Below are 14,239 nucleotides of genomic sequence, written 5' to 3'. Positions count from 1 at the left end.
CGGGGCGTTGTCAGTGGGGCGTGGGATGCTTGTCCCGATGGCCAGGAAGACTGCGAATGACGACCCTCTCGCCCCGGTGACGCTCGCCGTGGGCCAGGAGGACCTCCTGCTCGACCGTGCCGTGCAGGAGGTGGTGGCCGCCGCCAGGGCCGCCGACGCCGACACGGACGTACGCGACCTCACCCCGGACCAGTTGCAGCCCGGCACGCTCGCCGAGCTGACCAGTCCCTCGCTCTTCGCCGAGCGGAAAGTCGTGGTCGTACGCAATGCGCAGGACCTGTCCGCCGACACGGTCAAGGACGTGAAGGCGTATCTCGGGGCGCCCGCCGAGGAGATCACGCTCGTGCTGCTGCACGCGGGCGGGGCCAAGGGCAAGGGGCTGCTGGACGCCGCGCGCAAGGCGGGGGCGCGGGAGGTGGCCTGCCCGAAGATGACCAAGCCCGCGGACCGGCTGGCCTTCGTGCGGGGCGAGTTCCGCTCGTCCGGGCGGTCGGCCACGCCCGAGGCGTGCCAGTCGCTCTGCGATGCCATCGGCAGCGATCTGCGGGAGCTGGCCTCGGCCGTCTCCCAGCTGGTCGCCGACGTGGAGGGGACGATCGACGAGGCGGTCGTCGGGCGGTACTACACCGGCCGGGCCGAGGCCTCCAGTTTCACGGTCGCCGACCGGGCCGTGGAGGGACGTACGGCGGAGGCGCTGGAGGCCTTGCGCTGGTCGCTGGCGACCGGGGTGGCGCCGGTGATGATCACCAGCGCGTTGGCGCAGGGGGTGCGGGCCATCGGGAAGCTGTCCTCCGCGCGCGGGGGGCGGCCGGCTGATCTGGCGCGGGAGCTGGGGATGCCGCCGTGGAAGATCGATCGGGTGCGGCAGCAGATGCGGGGGTGGACGCCGGACGGGGTCGCGGCGGCGCTCAGGGCTGTCGCCGAGGCCGACGCGGGCGTGAAGGGCGGAGGCGATGATCCCGAGTACGCGCTGGAGAAGGCCGTCGTGGTGATCGCTCGGGCTGCCCGGTCGCGCGGACGCGGATAGCCGGCCGGGGCGCTGCCCCAGGCCCCGCTGGGGGCTCCGCCCAAGATCCCGCTGGGGGCTCTGCCCAAGATGCCGCCGGGGGTGCTGCTGCAGATCCCGCTGGGGGTTCTGCGCCAGGCCCTGATTGGGGCTCTGCCCCATCCCGCCGGGGGCTCTGCCCCAGATCCTGCTGGGGGCTCCGCCTCAGTCCCCGCCGGGGGCTCTGCCCCAGATCCTGCTGGGGGCTCCGCCTCAGTCCCCGCCGGGGGCTCCGCCCCAGATCCTGCTGGGCCCCTGCCTCCGGCCCCGCCAGGGACTCCGCCCCAGACCCTGCTAGGGGCTCTGGCCCAAGTCCCGCCAGGGACTCCGCCCCGCCCTGCCCACCACCCCCGGCGGCCTCCGCCTCAGATCCCGTCAGGGACTCCGCCCCAGATCCCGTCAGGGACTCCGCCCCAGTCCCCGTCAGGGACTCCGCCCCGCCCTGCCCACCACCCCCGGCGGCCTCTGCCTCAGATCCCGTCAGGGACTCCGCCCCAGACTCCGCCAGGGACTCCGCCCCGCCTCGCCCACCACCCCCGACCCGGCCGCCTGTCGGCCGTGAAGTGGCTCAAGGCACCGTGGTGTCAACCCATGTCGAAGGCAAGGCGCCGTGGTGCCGGGGCATGCCGAAGGCCCCGGTGCCCACCCTGGGGAAGGGGGAGCGCCGAGGCCTTGGTTCAAGCTGTTGAGCCCGTACCCGCGTGGCGAACGCAGGCCGCGTACAGGCTCGGGGTGCCGGACGGGAGCGGATGAGAGAGGGCCCGCTCTGGGTCCTTCCGGCGGTCAGATCAGAGGGAAAGCTCAGCCCTTGAGGGACGTGACCTTGGAAGCAAGCGCCGACTTCTTGTTGGCGGCCTGGTTCTTGTGGATGACGCCCTTCGAGACGGCCTTGTCGAGCGCACGCGCGGCAGCGCGCTGCAGCTCGGTGGCCTTCTCGACGTCACCCGAGGCAGCGGCCTCACGGGCCTTGCGGATCGCGGTCTTCAGGGAGGACTTGACGGCCTTGTTGCGCAGCCGAGCCTTCTCGTTGGTCTTGATCCGCTTGATCTGGGACTTGATGTTCGCCACGAAGGAGCCTTTTCAGGTTCAGGTGCGGGGCCGTGAGGGTCCCGTACCGGTGATCCAAGAATTTTCTGTCGCGCCTCGCGCTGAGAGGGCATGAGGCACAGCCATCTACAGTACCAGTGGCCTTGCGAGCGGCCCAAAACGGCCCCCGGTCCCTCCGCGTGGGACCATGGAGACTACGTATCGATCCGACCCGAGGCATAAGGCGCCTCAAGAGACAGGACCCTGCGTGCCCGCGACCCCTAACCATGTGCCCGAGCCGAGCCGTACCGCCCCGGCTCTGATCCGCAATTTCTGCATCATCGCGCACATCGACCACGGCAAGTCCACGCTCGCCGACCGGATGCTCCAGCTGACCGGTGTGGTCGAGCAGCGGCAGATGCGTGCTCAGTACCTCGACCGGATGGACATCGAGCGCGAGCGCGGCATCACGATCAAGTCCCAGGCGGTGCGTCTGCCCTGGGCCCCGACCGAGGGCCCCGACCAGGGCACGACTCACATCCTCAACATGATCGACACCCCGGGGCACGTCGACTTCACCTACGAGGTCTCGCGGTCGCTCGCCGCCTGTGAGGGGACCATCCTCCTCGTCGACGCCGCCCAGGGCATCGAGGCGCAGACCCTCGCCAACCTCTACCTGGCGATGGAGAACGACCTCACGATCATCCCCGTGCTGAACAAGATCGACCTGCCGGCCGCCCAGCCGGAGAAGTTCGCCGAGGAGCTGGCGAACCTCGTCGGCTGCGACCCCTCCGACGTCCTCAAGGTCTCGGCCAAGACAGGCCTCGGCGTGGACGCGCTGCTGAACAAGGTCGTCAAGGAGATCCCGGCGCCGGTCGGTGTCGCGGACGCGCCCGCCCGCGCGATGATCTTCGACTCGGTCTACGACTCCTACCGCGGTGTCGTGACGTACGTCCGAGTCATCGACGGCCAGCTCAACAAGCGCGAGCGCATCAGGATGATGTCCACCGGCGCCACGCACGAGCTGCTGGAGATCGGCGTCAACTCGCCCGAGATGCTGCCGGCCGACGGCCTCGGCGTCGGTGAGGTGGGCTATCTCATCACCGGTGTGAAGGACGTCCGCCAGTCCAAGGTCGGTGACACCGTCACCAGCCAGCAGAAGGGGGCCACGCAGGCCCTCGGCGGCTACAAGGACCCGAAGCCGATGGTCTTCTCGGGTCTGTATCCGCTCGACGGCTCCGACTACCCGGAGCTGCGCGAGGCCCTGGACAAGCTGCAGCTCAACGACGCCGCGCTGGTCTACGAGCCGGAGACCTCCGCCGCCCTCGGCTTCGGCTTCCGCGTCGGTTTCCTCGGCCTGCTGCACCTGGACGTGGTCCGGGAGCGGCTGGAGCGCGAGTTCGGCCTCGACCTGATCGCCACCGCCCCCAACGTGGTCTACCGCGTGAACATGGAGGACGGCAGCGAGCACGTCGTCACCAACCCGAGCGAGTTCCCCGAGGGCAAGATCGACGAGGTCTTCGAGCCGGTCGTCCGGGCCACGATCCTCGCTCCGACCGAGTTCATCGGCGCGATCATGGAGCTGTGCCAGACCCGGCGCGGCACCCTGCTCGGCATGGACTACCTCTCCGAGGACCGGGTCGAGATCCGCTACACACTGCCGCTCGCGGAGATCGTCTTCGACTTCTTCGACCAGCTGAAGTCCAAGACCCGCGGCTACGCGTCCCTGGACTACGAGCCCACGGGCGAGCAGACCAGCTCCCTGGTCAAGGTCGACATCCTGCTGCACGGCGACAAGGTGGACGCCTTCTCGGCGATCACCCACAAGGATCAGGCGTACGCGTACGGCGTACGGCTCGTCGCCAAGCTCAGGGAGCTGATCCCGCGGCAGAGCTTCGAGGTGCCGGTGCAGGCCGCCATCGGCTCCCGGGTCATCGCCCGCGAGACCATCCGCGCCATCCGCAAGGACGTCCTCGCCAAGTGCTACGGCGGTGACATCTCCCGTAAGCGGAAGCTGCTGGAGAAGCAGAAGGAAGGCAAGAAGCGGATGAAGATGGTGGGTTCCGTGGAGGTTCCGCAGGAAGCCTTCATCGCCGTCCTGTCCAGCGATGACAGCGCGGGGTCGGCCAAGGGCAAGAAGTAACCAGCGGTAACAACGGGTTACGCCGCTAAAGCGGACCTATGGGGGCCCGCCGTACGAAAGTGCGGTGGGCCCCTACGCGTGCGTAGCGTCGCTCTGCGTGGAAAGTGACAGGCCGATGCCCCTTACGCAGCGGCCGGTCGCGGCTTACTCTGATCCCTGCTCGATAGTTACTCGCGAGTTAAACAACAGCGAAACAGCAGCACGAAACCCCACCGTGAGTTAACCCAGCCGCACCGAGTCAGCCGCACCGTCGCGGGCCCCCGGAGGATGTCGTGAGCGACACACAGACCCTGATCGAGAACCGTCCGCCGTCCGTGGCGGCCCTCTTCCTGGAGCGCGTGGCGGCCACACCGGACGCCGAGGCCTACCGCTACCCGGTGCCACCAGCCTCCGGCCAGGGCCCCGACGACTGGAAGTCGCTCAGCTGGGCGCAGGCGGCCGAGCGGGTGTACGCGATCGCGGCCGGGCTCGTCGAACTGGGCGTACAGCCGGAGCAGCGGGTCGCGCTCGCCTCCTCCACCCGCGTCGAGTGGCTCCTCGCCGACCTCGGCATCATGTGCGCCGGCGGTGCCACCACCACCATCTACCCGCAGACGAACTCGGACGAGTCGGCCTTCATCCTCTCCGACTCCGAGAGCCGGGTGCTGATCGCCGAGGACGCGGCGCAGGCCGCCAAGGCCGTCGAGAAGCGTGCCGAGCTGCCCGACCTGACCAAGGTCGTCGTCATCGACCCGGCCGGCGTGGAGAGCGATGACTGGGTGATCACGCTGGCCGAGCTGGAGCGGCGCGGTGCCGCCCACCTGGAGCAGCATCCGCAGCTGATCAAGGAGCGGGTCGGCGCGATCACCCGGGACCAGCTCGCCACCCTCATCTACACCTCCGGCACCACCGGCCGCCCCAAGGGCGTGCGCCTGCCGCACGACAACTGGGCGTACATGGCGCGGGCGATCGCCGCGACCGGCCTGATCACCCGCGAGGACGTGCAGTACCTGTGGCTGCCGCTCGCGCACGTCTTCGGCAAGGTCCTCACCTCCGGGCAGATCGAGGTCGGGCACGTCACCGCCGTCGACGGCCGCGTCGACAAGATCATCGAGAACCTTCCGGTGGTGCGGCCGACGTACATGGCGGCCGTGCCGCGCATCTTCGAGAAGGTCTACAACGGCGTCGCCGCCAAGGCCCGCGAGGGCGGCCCGGCCAAGTACAAGATCTTCCAGTGGGCCGCCGAGGTGGCCCGCGAGTACGCCAAGGTCACCCAGGACAACTTCCGCCGCACCGGCAACCACGCGGCGCCCTTCGGGCTGGCCGCCAAGCACAAGGTCGCCGACACCCTCGTCTACTCCAAGCTTCGCGAGGCCTTCGGCGGCCGGCTGCGCGCCTGCGTCTCCGGCGCCTCCGCGCTCGCTCCCGAGATCGGCTACTTCTTCGCCGGCGCCGGCATCCACATCCTGGAGGGCTACGGCCTCACCGAGTCCTCCGCGGCCTCCTTCGTCAACCCCGGCGAGGCCTACCGCACCGGCACGGTCGGCAAGCCGCTGCCCGGCACGGAGGTGCGCATCGCCGACGACGGCGAGATCCTGCTGCGCGGCCCCGGCATCATGGAGGGCTACCACGGGCTGCCCGAGAAGACCGTCGAGGTGCTGGAGTCCGACGGCTGGTTCCACACCGGCGACATCGGCGAGCTGTCGCCCGACGGCTATCTGCGGATCACCGACCGCAAGAAGGACCTCATCAAGACATCCGGTGGCAAGTACGTCGCCCCGGCCGAGGTCGAGGGCCAGTTCAAGGGCGTGTGCCCGTACGTCTCCAACATCCTGGTGCACGGCGCCGACCGGAACTACTGCACCGCCCTCATCGCCCTGGACGAGATCGCGCTGCTGGACTGGGCGAAGGAGAACGGGCTGGAGGGGCGGCCGTACGCGGAGATCGTCGCCGCGCCGCAGACCGTGGAGATGGTCGACGGGTATGTGCGGGAGCTGAACGCCGGGCTCCAGAAGTGGCAGACCATCAAGAAGTTCCGGCTGCTGCCGCGGGATCTCGACGTGGAGCACGGTGAGATCACGCCGAGCCTGAAGTTGAAGCGGCCGGTGGTGGAGCGCGAGTACAAGCACCTCATCGACGAGATGTACGCCGGGACGCGGGAGGCCTGACGCGGCTACGAGGGTGGCTGGGAACTGTCGGTGGCCGCGGGTCGTGTGTGGTTGCTCGCGCAGTTCCCCGCGCCCCTGGGTATGTTGCGCTCGCCGACGTTCGAAAGTGGCCGTCTTCTGCCCACTTCGGTGACTCAACGCTTATAGCTGCCCCCGGTCTGTCACCCTGGGCCGCATGGACATGGCGGCCATACCGGCGCAGCGGGAGAGCGAGGCGCAGCGGGAGAGCGAGACCCGCCCCCGCGGGATGCGGGGGCGGGCCACGCTGCCCGGAAGTCCCCTCGCGCCCGGCTCGGCCCGTGCGCTGGTGCGGTCCGTGCTGGCCGAGGCGCCGGAGGTCTCGGCCCGGCTCGCCGACGACGTCCTGGCCGTCGTCAGCGAGCTGGTCACCAACGCCGTCGTCCACGCGGGTACGGACGTGGACTTCGACTGGCGGCTGGAGGAGGACGGCGCGTTCGTCGTGGAGGTCTGCGACCGGCATCCCTCGCGGGCGCCGCGCGACCCCCACGGCGGCGAGGGCGCGTGCGACACCCCCGAGTACGGGCGCGGCCTGCGGCTGGTCACCACGCTCGCCGAGTCCTGGGGCGTCACCTACCGCACCGGCACCAAGACCGTCTGGGCGCGCCTGCCCCCGGGCGGCGTCCAGGACCCGGCCGCCCCCGCGCCGGGCGCGGCCCTGGAGGTCGCCGAGGATCTCGCCCCGCAGCCGCACCGCGCCGTCGGCAACCGGGACTGGCTCGGCCGGGGCGCGCTGTCCTTCCTCGCCGAGGCCTCCGACCTGCTCGCCGGACAGCTGGACGAGAACCTGGTGACCGCGCTGACCGGCCAGCTCATCGTGCCCCGGCTCGCCGACTGGTGCGCGGTGTGGCTGGAGGACGAGGCGACCGTGCGCGGCGGCGCGGGCGGCGGGCCCGACCGGGTCTGGCACGCCAGCGAGAACCGCATCGAGGAACTGCGCTGCGCCCTGGAGAAGGAGCCGCCCTGCCCGCCCGAGGGGCTGCGCTCCGGCCCCGAACCGTACCTGTGGCCGGGCCCCGCGCTCGGCCCGGAGGGCTCCGACGGCACGGCGCTGGCGTACCGGCTGATCGCGGGCGGCCAGCCGCTCGGCACGCTGGTCATCGGCCGGTGCGGGCTTGCGCGCTTTCCCGACGAGGTCACCGGGCTCGTCGAGGACCTCGGCCGCCGGGTGGCGCTCGCCATCGGCGCGGCGCGCCAGTACGCCCGCCAGGTCACCATCAGCGCCGTCCTGCAGCGCGGCCTGCTGCCCGGCGCGGTCGCCGAGATCCCCGGTCTGAGCAGCGCGCTCGTGTACGAGCCCTGCGACAAGGGCGGCCCCAGCGGCGACTTCTACGACCTGTTCCCGGCGGGCGACGGCCGCTGGTGCTTCGCCGTCGGCGACGTCCAGGGCAAGGGTCCGGAGGCGGCCGTCGTGATCGGCCTCGCCCGCCCCTGGCTCCGCCTCCTCGCCCGCGAGGGCTACCGGGTCGCCGACGTCCTCGACCGGCTCAACCAGCTCCTCCTGGACGACGCCACCGAGGCCGCCGACGCGGCCGCCCGCGCCCTGGTCGCCGCCGGCGGACGCCCGGTGCCCCCCGGCGACGGCCCGCAGACCCGCTTCCTGTCCCTGCTCTACGGCGAGCTGACCCCGTACGACGGCGGGGTCCGCTGCACCCTGGCCTCCGCCGGACACCCGCTGCCGCTCGTCCTCAGCCCCGACGGCTCCGTACGCACCGCCGCGGGCCCGCAGACCCTGCTCGGCGTGGTCGAGGACGAGACCTACACCAGCGAGACCCTCGACCTGCGGCCCGGCGACAGCCTGCTGTGCGTCACCGACGGGGTGACCGAGCGCCGCTCCGGCTCCCGCCAGTTCGACGACGGGGACGGGCTCGCGCTCGCCCTGTCCGGCTGCGCCGGGCTCAGCGCCGACATGATCGCGGAAAGGATCCGCCGCCTCGTGGACGACTTCGGCGGGGGCCCGCCCGAGGACGACCTCGCCCTGCTGGTGCTCCAGGCCGAGTGACCCGTGGGGTGCGACGGCTCCGGTGCTGGACAATGGAAGGCATGCCTTCCGCTCTCCCCGACGGCGAGCCCGTCCCCGCCGACGGCGCGCTGCCCGCGTCCGCGCTCGCCGGGGCCGAGACCCGCCCGCTCGGCTTCTATCTGCACGTCCCGTACTGCGCGACCCGCTGCGGCTACTGCGACTTCAACACCTACACCGCGACCGAGCTGCGCGGCACGGGCGGGGTGCTGGCCTCCCGCGACAACTACGCGGACACGCTGACGGACGAGATCCGCCTCGCCCGGAAGGTGCTCGGCGACGACCCGCGCCAGGTCCGTACGGTCTTCGTCGGCGGCGGTACGCCGACCCTGCTGGCCGCGGACGACCTGGTACGGATGCTGGCCGCGATCCGCGACGAGTTCGGCCTGGCACCGGACGCCGAGATCACGACGGAGGCGAATCCGGAGTCCGTGGACCCCGCGTATCTCGCCACGCTCCGGGAGGGCGGCTTCAACCGGATCTCCTTCGGCATGCAGAGCGCGAGGCAGCACGTGCTGCGTGTGCTCGACCGCACCCACACCCCGGGCCGCCCCGAGGCATGCGTGGGGGAGGCGCGCGCGGCGGGCTTCGAGCACGTGAACCTGGACCTGATCTACGGCACCCCCGGCGAGAGCGACGACGACTGGCGGGCCTCCCTGGAGGCGGCGATCGGCGCGGGCCCTGACCACGTCAGCGCGTATGCGCTGATCGTCGAGGAGGGCACGCAGCTGGCCCGCCGGATCCGCCGGGGCGAGGTCCCGATGACGGACGACGACGTCCACGCGGACCGGTACCTGATCGCGGAGTCGGTGCTGTCGCAGGCGGGCTTCGACTGGTACGAGGTCTCCAACTGGGCCACCTCGCAGGCGGCCCGCTGCCTGCACAACGAGCTGTACTGGCGGGGCGCCGACTGGTGGGGCGCGGGCCCCGGGGCCCACTCGCACGTGGGCGGGGTCCGCTGGTGGAACGTCAAGCATCCGGGGGCGTACGCGGCGGCCCTCGCCTCCGGCCGCTCGCCGGGGGCCGGGCGGGAGCTGCTGTCCGAGGAGGACCGGCGGGTGGAGCGGATCCTGCTGGAGCTGAGGCTGCGGGAGGGGGTGCCGCTGTCTCTGCTGAAGGAGGAGGGGCTGGCGGCTTCGCGGCGGGCGCTGGGGGAGGGACTCCTCCAGGAGGGGCCGTACGACGAGGGGCAGGCCGTGCTGACGCTGCGGGGCCGGTTGCTGGCGGATGCGGTGGTGCGGGATCTGGTGGACTGATCACTCCGGTGAGTGAATCCCCCCGGAACGCCGGTGCGGTCCCTAACCTGGTTCGTAGGCTGCCGCTGACAGCATGCGGCGAATGTAGAGGCCACGGAGATGACCGCTGTGGACGAACGTGGAGTCGCAGAGTTCTTCGAGGGTTTTGAGCCGCCTGACGGGCTCAAAGCGGAGCTTCTGCGGGGGGAAATCGTGATGATGGCCAGCCCTGATCTGGTGCACAACCTGATCGTGCTGCTCACGGAGCGGCAGATTCCGTTGGATCGCTGGTATCCGCTCCAGACCCAGGACGTGGACCTCGTCGACGAGGCGAGTGAGCCGGTTCCGGACCTCGTGGTCGTGGCTCGTGACGTCCTGCCCGATTCGGGGCGTCTGCTGCCGTGCCAATTGATCACGATGGTCGTCGAGGTCGTTTCCAAGAACAGCGTTCACCGCGACTATGCCGTCAAGCGTTCGATTTATGCCGCAGGCAACGTGCCCGCCTATCTCGTCATCGATCCGATCATGGCGCAGTGCGTTCTGTTCACGAAGCCCGAGGGAAAGGGCGAGGACGCCAACTACCGAGCGCAGTGCATCGAGAAGTTCGGCCGGCCGCTGATGCTGGATGTCCTGGGCGTCGAGCTGAAAACCAGCGAGTTCGGAACCTTCCCCAACGTCAGGCCCCACCGCTACCCGTGACGAAGTCGATCAGCTCCTCCACCCGCCCCAGCAACTCCGGCTCCAGGTCCTTGTAGGACCCCACCCGCTTCAGGATCGCCTGCCACACCGCCCCGGTGTTCTCCGGCGGCCAGCCCAGGGCCCGGCACACGCCCGTCTTCCAGTCCTGGCCGCGCGGGACCGTCGGCCAGGCCTCGATCCCGAGCGCGGCCGGCTTCACCGCCTCCCAGATGTCGATGTACGGGTGGCCGACCACCAGCGCGTGCTCGCTCGTCACCGACTCGGCGATGTGCCATTCCTTCGTGCCCGGCACCAGGTGGTCCACGAGCACTCCCAGCCGCGCGTCCGGGCCCGGCGCGAAGGAGGACACGATCGACGGCAGGTCGTCCACGCCCTCCAGGTACTCCACGACCACGCCCTCGATGCGCAGGTCGTCGCCCCAGACCTTCTCGACCAGCTCGGCGTCGTGGCGGCCCTCGACGTAGATGCGGCCGGCGCGGGCCACGCGGGCGCGGGCACCGGGGACGGCGACCGAGCCGGAGGCGGTACGGGCGGGACGTACCGGACCGGAGGACGACGGCCGTACGAGCGTGACCGCGCGCCCCTCCAGCAGGAAGCCGCGCGGCTCCAGCGGGAACACCCGGTGCTTGCCGAAGCGGTCCTCCAGCGTCACCGTGCCGGCCTCGCAGCGGATCACCGCGCCGCAGAAGCCGGTACCGGGCTCCTCCACCACCAGGCCGGGCTCCGCCGGTACCTCCGGCACCGGCTGCTGCCTCTTCCACGGCGGGGTCAGGTCGGCGGAGTACTTGCGCATTCGGATGACGATAGGAGAAGCCCCGCGCCCGCGCCTACGACACGCCGAAGCGGGCCGCCAGCTCGTCGCGTTGACGGCGGACGAAGCCTGCGTCGACCACCGCTCCGTGACCGGGTACGTACAGCGCGTCCTCGCCGCCCAGGGACAGGAGCCGGTCGAGGGCGTCCGGCCAGCGGGACGGGACCGCGTCCGGGCCGGCTTGAGGCTCGCCGGACTCCTCGACCAGGTCGCCGCAGAAGACCACCTCCGGAGAACCGGGGACCAGGATCGCGAGGTCGTGGGCCGTGTGACCGGGGCCCACGTTCGCCAGCAGCACCTGGCGGCTCGCGCCGAGGTCGAGGGTCCACTCGCCGGAGACCAGGTGCCGGGGCGGGGCCAGCGCGTCCACCGCCTCGTCGGCGTCGGCGACCGGCAGGCCGTTCCTGATCGCGTCCAGGCGCAGGTCCTCGCGCTCGTACGCGAACACCGCGTCCAGGCCCACCGCCCCGTACACCTCCGCCCCGGCGAACGCGGCCGCCCCGAGGACATGGTCGAAGTGGGGATGGGTCAGCGCGAGATGGGTCACACGGCCGCCGGCCAGTTCCTCGGCCCGCGCCCGTAGCCGCGCGCCCTCGGCCAGGCTGGAGCCGGCGTCCACCAGGAGCGCCGTACCCTCCCCGAGGACCAGCCCGGCCGTGCAGTCCCAGCCGGGCAGCCGGCACCGGCCGACCCCGGCGGCCAGCCGCTGCCACCCCAGCTCTTCCCAAGTCACCGTCATACCGCGACGCTAGCTGCACGAGCCGCCGTGACCGCACCGACCTTGCCCCGGGTGTACCCGACAGCCGTACACTGGGCCGGGAGCGCTGGCACTCACATGCGAAGAGTGCCAGGCGGACGAATCGCGGGACAGAGGGGACGACGTGCTGGAGGTGCGCGCGAATGCTGAGTGAACGCAGGCTTCAGGTGCTGCGCGCCATCGTCCAGGACTACGTCGGCACCGAGGAGCCGGTCGGGTCGAAGGCCCTGACCGAGCGGCACAACCTCGGGGTCTCCCCGGCGACCGTCCGCAACGACATGGCGGCCCTGGAGGACGAGGGGTTCATCGCCCAGCCGCACACCAGTGCCGGGCGGATCCCGACGGACAAGGGCTATCGGCTGTTCGTCGACAAGCTCGCGGGCGTCAAGCCGATGACCGCGCCCGAGCGGCGCGCCATCCAGAACTTCCTGGAGGGCGCCGTCGATCTCGACGACGTCGTGGCCCGCACGGTGCGGCTGCTCGCGCAGCTCACCCGGCAGGTCGCCGTCGTGCAGTATCCGTCCCTGACCCGGTCCACCGTCCGGCATGTGGAGCTGCTCTCGCTCGCCCCGGCGCGCGTGATGCTCGTGCTGATCACGGACACCGGCCGGGTCGAGCAGCGGATGGTCGACTGCCCGGCGCCCTTCGGCGAGTCCTCCCTCGCCGACCTGCGCGCACGGCTGAACAGCCGGGTCGCGGGACGCCGATTCACGGACGTGCCGCTGCTGGTCGAGGACCTGGCGGAGGCCTTCGAGGCCGAGGACCGCGGTACGGTCTCGACGGTGCTCTCCACTCTCCTGGAGACACTCGTCGAGGAGAACGAGGAGCGGCTGATGATCGGCGGCACCGCCAATCTCACCCGCTTCGGACATGACTTTCCCCTCACGATCCGGCCCGTCCTGGAGGCCCTGGAGGAGCAGGTCGTGCTCCTCAAGCTCCTTGGCGAGGCGAAGGATCCGGGCATGACCGTGCGCATCGGGCACGAGATCGCCCACGAGGGACTCAACTCCACCTCCGTGGTGTCGGTCGGCTACGGTTCGGGCGGCGAGGCGGTTGCCAAGCTCGGCGTGGTCGGACCGACCCGCATGGACTACCCGGGAACGATGGGAGCGGTACGCGCAGTGGCACGGTACGTCGGACAGATCCTGGCGGAGTCGTAAGTGGCCACGGACTACTACGCCGTTCTCGGCGTGCGCCGCGACGCGTCGCAGGATGAGATCAAGAAGGCGTTCCGGCGGCTCGCTCGCGAGCTGCACCCGGACGTCAACCCGGATCCGAAGACCCAGGAGCGGTTCAAGGAGATCAACGCCGCTTACGAGGTGCTGTCGGACCCGCAGAAGAAGCAGGTCTACGACCTCGGCGGCGACCCGCTCTCGCAGGCGGGCGGCGCCGGCGCGGGCGGCTTCGGGGCCGGTGGTTTCGGCAACTTCTCCGACATCATGGACGCGTTCTTCGGTACGGCGTCGCAGCGCGGTCCGCGCTCGCGCACCCGGCGCGGCCAGGACGCGATGATCCGCATCGAGGTCGAGCTGGACGAGGCGGCCTTCGGGACGACCAAGGACATCCAGGTCGACACGGCGATCGTCTGCAACACCTGCAACGGAGAGGGCGCGGCGCCCGGTACGTCGGCTCAGACATGTGACATGTGCCGTGGCCGCGGCGAGGTCTCGCAGGTCACCCGGTCCTTCCTGGGCCAGGTCATGACCTCCCGGCCGTGTCCGCAGTGCCAGGGCTTCGGTACGGTCGTGCCGACCCCGTGCCCGGAGTGCGCCGGCGACGGCCGGGTCCGCTCGCGGCGCACGCTCACCGTGAAGATCCCGGCCGGTGTCGACAACGGCACGCGGATCCAGCTCGCCGGTGAGGGCGAGGTCGGCCCCGGTGGCGGTCCGGCCGGTGATCTGTACGTCGAGATCCACGAGCTGCCGCACCACACCTTCCAGCGGCGCGGCGACGACCTGCACTGCACGGTCACCATCCCGATGACCGCGGCGGCCCTGGGCACCAAGGTGCCGCTGGAGACGCTGGACGGCATGGAGGAGGTCGACATCCGGCCCGGCACCCAGTCCGGCCAGTCGATCCCGCTGCACAACCGGGGTGTCACGCATCTGCGCGGCGGCGGCCGGGGCGACCTGATCGTGCATGTCGAGGTGCAGACGCCGACCAAGCTGGATCCGGAGCAGGAGCGGCTGCTGCGGGAGCTGGCCAAGCTGCGCGGCGAGGAGCGGCCGCAGGGGCAGTTCCAGCCGGGGCAGCAGGGGCTGTTCAGCCGGCTCAAGGATGCCTTCAACGGGCGCTGAGACGCTGGGTACGGGGTGCTTCGGCACCCCGTATGCCACTG

11 protein-coding genes are annotated in these 14,239 nt (G+C 71.1%); 8 read left to right on the top strand and 3 right to left on the bottom strand.

The features are described from left to right. Positions 1 to 37 precede the first annotated feature (37 nt). Complete coding sequence (gene holA, locus AB0L75_RS18620) at positions 38 to 1,027, top strand: DNA polymerase III subunit delta (protein WP_365182042.1); 990 nt, start codon at positions 38 to 40, stop codon at positions 1,025 to 1,027. Between the two features lie 819 nt (positions 1,028 to 1,846). Here holA and rpsT read toward each other — a convergent pair. After that, positions 1,847 to 2,113, bottom strand: coding sequence for a 30S ribosomal protein S20 (rpsT, locus tag AB0L75_RS18615; protein ID WP_189948402.1), 267 nt, complete (start codon positions 2,111 to 2,113; stop codon positions 1,847 to 1,849). A 226-nt stretch (positions 2,114 to 2,339) separates the two neighbouring features. Between rpsT and lepA the strand changes: the two genes are divergently transcribed. The 5 genes from lepA (at position 2,340) to AB0L75_RS18590 (ending at position 10,333) form a co-directional block, all read left to right on the top strand. Then, complete coding sequence (lepA, locus tag AB0L75_RS18610) at positions 2,340 to 4,214, top strand: translation elongation factor 4 (protein WP_365182041.1); 1,875 nt, start codon at positions 2,340 to 2,342, stop codon at positions 4,212 to 4,214. A gap of 272 nt (positions 4,215 to 4,486) precedes the next feature. Further along, positions 4,487 to 6,361, top strand: coding sequence for an AMP-binding protein (locus tag AB0L75_RS18605; RefSeq protein ID WP_365182039.1), 1,875 nt, complete (start codon positions 4,487 to 4,489; stop codon positions 6,359 to 6,361). Positions 6,362 to 6,542: 181 nt separating this feature from the next. Next, complete coding sequence (locus tag AB0L75_RS18600; RefSeq protein ID WP_365182136.1) at positions 6,543 to 8,381, top strand: SpoIIE family protein phosphatase; 1,839 nt, start codon at positions 6,543 to 6,545, stop codon at positions 8,379 to 8,381. A gap of 41 nt (positions 8,382 to 8,422) precedes the next feature. Then, positions 8,423 to 9,655 carry a radical SAM family heme chaperone HemW gene (hemW, locus tag AB0L75_RS18595; RefSeq protein ID WP_365182037.1) on the top strand — a complete coding sequence of 411 codons (1,233 nt, stop codon included), beginning with the start codon at positions 8,423 to 8,425 and terminating at the stop codon, positions 9,653 to 9,655. 99 nt (positions 9,656 to 9,754) lie between these two features. Continuing rightward, entirely contained in the window at positions 9,755 to 10,333 is a 579-nt protein-coding gene (locus AB0L75_RS18590) for a Uma2 family endonuclease (RefSeq protein WP_365182035.1), read from the top strand. On the opposite strand, the gene AB0L75_RS18585 is transcribed toward AB0L75_RS18590, so the two are convergent. Both AB0L75_RS18585 and AB0L75_RS18580 read right to left on the bottom strand, forming a co-directional pair. Beyond that, positions 10,311 to 11,126, bottom strand: a complete 816-nt coding sequence (locus AB0L75_RS18585; protein ID WP_365182033.1) for a DUF3097 domain-containing protein — start codon at positions 11,124 to 11,126, stop codon at positions 10,311 to 10,313. The two genes, AB0L75_RS18590 and AB0L75_RS18585, sit on opposite strands and share 23 nt — an antisense overlap. A gap of 34 nt (positions 11,127 to 11,160) precedes the next feature. Then, entirely contained in the window at positions 11,161 to 11,883 is a 723-nt protein-coding gene (locus AB0L75_RS18580; RefSeq protein ID WP_365182031.1) for an MBL fold metallo-hydrolase, read from the bottom strand. Positions 11,884 to 12,044: 161 nt separating this feature from the next. Between AB0L75_RS18580 and hrcA the strand changes: the two genes are divergently transcribed. Together hrcA and dnaJ are read left to right on the top strand one after the other, a co-directional pair. Then, a complete protein-coding gene (hrcA, locus tag AB0L75_RS18575; RefSeq protein WP_365182029.1) occupies positions 12,045 to 13,061 on the top strand; it encodes a heat-inducible transcriptional repressor HrcA in 1,017 nt (338 codons plus the stop codon). After that, positions 13,062 to 14,198 (top strand): molecular chaperone DnaJ, encoded by a 1,137-nt coding sequence (gene dnaJ / locus AB0L75_RS18570; protein ID WP_365182028.1) that lies wholly within the window; start codon positions 13,062 to 13,064, stop codon positions 14,196 to 14,198. Positions 14,199 to 14,239 lie beyond the last annotated feature (41 nt).

Origin of the sequence: Streptomyces sp. NPDC052101 (assembly GCF_040680235.1) — a bacterium.
GTDB lineage: Bacteria > Actinomycetota > Actinomycetes > Streptomycetales > Streptomycetaceae > Streptomyces.
This window is presented reverse-complemented; position numbering and strand designations above follow the sequence as displayed.

What these genes read in the sequence shown, in the direction of transcription:
- holA (WP_365182042.1), top strand. Translation starts at nt 38, where the DNA reads ATGGCCAGGAAGACTGCGAATGACGACCCTCTCGCCCCGGTGACGCTC.
- AB0L75_RS18600 (WP_365182136.1), top strand. Translation starts at nt 6,543, where the DNA reads ATGGCGGCCATACCGGCGCAGCGGGAGAGCGAGGCGCAGCGGGAGAGC.
- hemW (WP_365182037.1), top strand. Translation starts at nt 8,423, where the DNA reads ATGCCTTCCGCTCTCCCCGACGGCGAGCCCGTCCCCGCCGACGGCGCG.
- AB0L75_RS18590 (WP_365182035.1), top strand. Translation starts at nt 9,755, where the DNA reads ATGACCGCTGTGGACGAACGTGGAGTCGCAGAGTTCTTCGAGGGTTTT.
- AB0L75_RS18585 (WP_365182033.1), bottom strand. Translation starts at nt 11,126, where the DNA reads ATGCGCAAGTACTCCGCCGACCTGACCCCGCCGTGGAAGAGGCAGCAG.
- AB0L75_RS18580 (WP_365182031.1), bottom strand. Translation starts at nt 11,883, where the DNA reads ATGACGGTGACTTGGGAAGAGCTGGGGTGGCAGCGGCTGGCCGCCGGG.
- hrcA (WP_365182029.1), top strand. Translation starts at nt 12,045, where the DNA reads ATGCTGAGTGAACGCAGGCTTCAGGTGCTGCGCGCCATCGTCCAGGAC.